The organism is Lysinibacillus sp. GbtcB16 (genome assembly GCF_019091145.1).
In the GTDB taxonomy this organism is placed as follows: domain Bacteria; phylum Bacillota; class Bacilli; order Bacillales_A; family Planococcaceae; genus Lysinibacillus; species Lysinibacillus fusiformis.
In genome coordinates, this window is record NZ_JAGXJV010000935.1 from 1 (window position 1) to 232 (window position 232).

Here is a 232-nt window from a genome sequence, read left to right on the forward strand (position 1 = left end):
TTCGCAACAGACAAGCCGCAGAAGGTGTGGGTGGCCGATATAACGTATGTTCCTTGCCGAGAAGGACGGCTGTATTTGGCGAGTGTATTAGACTTGTGCACCAAAGAAATCGTAGGCTGGAGACTGCGTGACCGAATGACATCCGACCTCACGCTAGACGCGCTGGAAGCCGCCCACAAAGCAAAGAAGCCAGGCAAAGGGCTTATCCATCATTCCGACCGTGGATCGCAGT

Annotated in this window: 1 protein-coding gene; it reads left to right on the plus strand. The window is 53.9% G+C overall.

Annotation, left to right across the window (positions count from 1 at the left end):
- Nucleotides 1-24: 24 nt before the first annotated feature.
- Nucleotides 25-232 (plus strand): DDE-type integrase/transposase/recombinase (locus KVT27_RS27470; RefSeq protein ID WP_369009680.1); only part of this gene is annotated, 208 nt, incomplete at its 3' end.